This window comes from Mesorhizobium sp. M7A.F.Ca.CA.003.01.2.1, assembly GCF_003998945.1.
GTDB classification, from domain to species: domain Bacteria; phylum Pseudomonadota; class Alphaproteobacteria; order Rhizobiales; family Rhizobiaceae; genus Mesorhizobium; species Mesorhizobium ciceri.
Window position 1 is genome coordinate 1 of the sequence record NZ_RZRA01000914.1, and the last position, 2,249, is coordinate 2,249.

The 2,249-nt window shown below is 66.8% G+C and carries 3 protein-coding genes; 1 reads left to right on the forward strand and 2 read right to left on the reverse strand.

Features of this window, described 5'->3' with window-relative positions; all coding sequences use genetic code 11:
• Nucleotides 1–387, forward strand: a 387-nt coding sequence (gene rirA, locus EN969_RS27585) for an iron-responsive transcriptional regulator RirA (RefSeq protein WP_127419565.1), incomplete at its 5' end; no start/stop codon positions are given.
• Nucleotides 388–510: 123 nt separating this feature from the next.
• Here rirA and EN969_RS27590 read toward each other — a convergent pair.
• Both EN969_RS27590 and EN969_RS27595 read right to left on the reverse strand, forming a co-directional pair.
• Nucleotides 511–1,302, reverse strand: a complete 792-nt coding sequence (locus tag EN969_RS27590) for a heme ABC transporter ATP-binding protein (protein WP_063168164.1) — start codon at nucleotides 1,300–1,302, stop codon at nucleotides 511–513.
• Between the two features lie 6 nt (nucleotides 1,303–1,308).
• Nucleotides 1,309–2,249 (reverse strand): iron ABC transporter permease (locus tag EN969_RS27595; RefSeq protein ID WP_164758544.1); only part of this gene is annotated, 941 nt, incomplete at its 5' end.

Below are 2,249 nucleotides of genomic sequence, written 5' to 3' on the forward strand. Positions count from 1 at the left end.
ATTCCCGAGATCGCGGCCGCCTATTCTGTGTCGGAGCTTTTCCTGTTCAAGATCCTGCAGCCGCTGGTCGAGCACGGCCTCGTCCAGACCGTGCGTGGCAGGAATGGCGGCGTCAAGCTTGGCCGGGCGGCCGAAGCCATCAGCCTGTTCGATGTCGTGCGCGTGACGGAAGAGAGCTTCGCCATGGCCGAATGCTTCGAGAACGATGCCGCCGAATGCCCGCTCGTCGACAGCTGCGCGCTGAACTCGGCGCTGCGCGAGGCCCTGAATGCGTTTTTCGCAGTGCTCGCCCGCTATACGATCGCCGATCTGGTAGCGGCGCGGCCGAATGTACGCAACCTGCTCGGCATCGACATGCTGATGGAGCGCCGCGCCCCGGCTGCCTAGCGTATTTCTCCCCGTTCTGCGGAGAGAAATGCCCGGCAGGGCAATGAGGGGCGGCGCCGACTTCGACAATTGGCGGGAGAAGCGCAGGAAACCGCCATTCGCAGGCCCGGCCTCACCTGAATATCAATAGACCGCCGACTGCGGCAGCACGAACGGCATATTGCCCGCCGGCAGCACGCCGACCTTGAGCCGGCAGTCGAACACTTTCTCGATCAGATCATCGCTCAGCACGTCCCGCGGCGATCCGGCGGCGGCCAGCCGGCCGCGATGCATGACGAAGATCCGCTCCGCATACATGGCCGTCAGATTGAGGTCATGCAGGATGGCGACCACGCCACCGCCCCTTCTGGCGAAGTCGCGGGCAATGTTCATGATGATCAGCTGGTGCTTGATGTCGAGGCTGGACACTGGCTCGTCGAGGAACAGAAAGCGCGGCTTGCCGTCGAGCACCGGCGCCCAGACCTGGCATAGCACGCGCGCCAACTGAACGCGCTGTTGCTCCCCGCCGGAAAGCTCCTGGTAGAAACGGCCGGCAAAGCCGTCGAGATCGACACGCGCCAGCGCCCGTTCCGGCAGCCGCGCATCCTCGCCCGGCAAGGCGCCCGAACGGCCGCCGACAAGACCAAGCTTGACCACTTCCCGCACGGTGAACGGGAACGACAGCGTCGTCGCCTGCGGCAGCACCGCGCGATGGACGGCTGCCTCGGCCGGCTTCATCGTCGAGAGATCTCGGCCGTTGAGGGCAACGCGGCCGGTATAGGCGAGCTCGCCGGAGAGCGCTTTGAGGAAGGTCGTCTTGCCCGAACCATTGGGGCCGACGACGGCGGCGATCTCGCCGGGCCGCGCGTGGAAATCGACACCACTGACGATAGGCTTGCCGGCGATATCAACCGAAACATCCTTTGCCTCGATCATCAAGCCTCACAAATCAACCACGCCGCGCTTGCGCAGCAGGATCCAAAGGAAGAACGGCGCGCCCGCTATCGCGGTGACGATGCCTATCGGCAGTTCGGCCGGCGCAACGATGGTGCGTGCGACCGCATCGGCCAGAAGCAGCAGCGAGGCGCCGAGCAGCGCCGACGCCGGCAGCAGATAGCGATTGTCCGGACCAATCAGCAGGCGCAGCAGATGCGGCACCACGATGCCGACGAAGCCGATGCCGCCGCTGACGGCGACGGATGCGCCGACCGCGGCGGAGACGCCGACGATGGCCGTGTATTTCAGCCGCTGCACCGGAATGCCGAGATGGCCGGCGGTCGCCTCGCCAAGCGCCAGCGCGTTGAGGCCGCGTGCCAGGAACGGCATCGCCGCCAGCGCCAGGACGATGATCGGCCCTACCGACGCGATCTTCGCCCAGGTCGCACCACCGAGCGATCCGAGTTGCCAGAAGGTCAGGTCGCGCAACTGGCGATCGTCGGCCATGAAGATAAGGATGCCGGTCAGCGCCATGGCGAGCGCCGCCAGCGCGATGCCCGCGAGCAGCATTGTGGCAACCGAGGTTTGCCCCCGCCGCGTCGCGACCTGATAGAGCATCAGCGTGGTGGCGAGCCCGCCACAGAAGGCCGCCAGCGGCAGGGCAAGCGTGCCGAGCAAGACTGTCACCGGAGCCAATATCGTCGCGCCGAGCACGATGACGGCAACCGCGCCGAGGCTGGAGCCGGCCGAGACGCCGATCAGGCCGGGGTCCGCCAGCGGATTGCGGAACAGCCCCTGCATGACCGCGCCGGAGACGGCGAGCGCCGCGCCGACCAGCATGCCGAGGATGACGCGCGGCAGGCGGATGTCATAGACGATCAGGCTGTCGCGGGCGCTCAACGCGGCGTCGTCAGGCACTGCGCCGAACAGCCAGCCCCCGATGACGT

What these genes read in the sequence shown, in the direction of transcription:
- EN969_RS27590 (WP_063168164.1), bottom strand. Translation starts at nt 1,302, where the DNA reads ATGATCGAGGCAAAGGATGTTTCGGTTGATATCGCCGGCAAGCCTATC.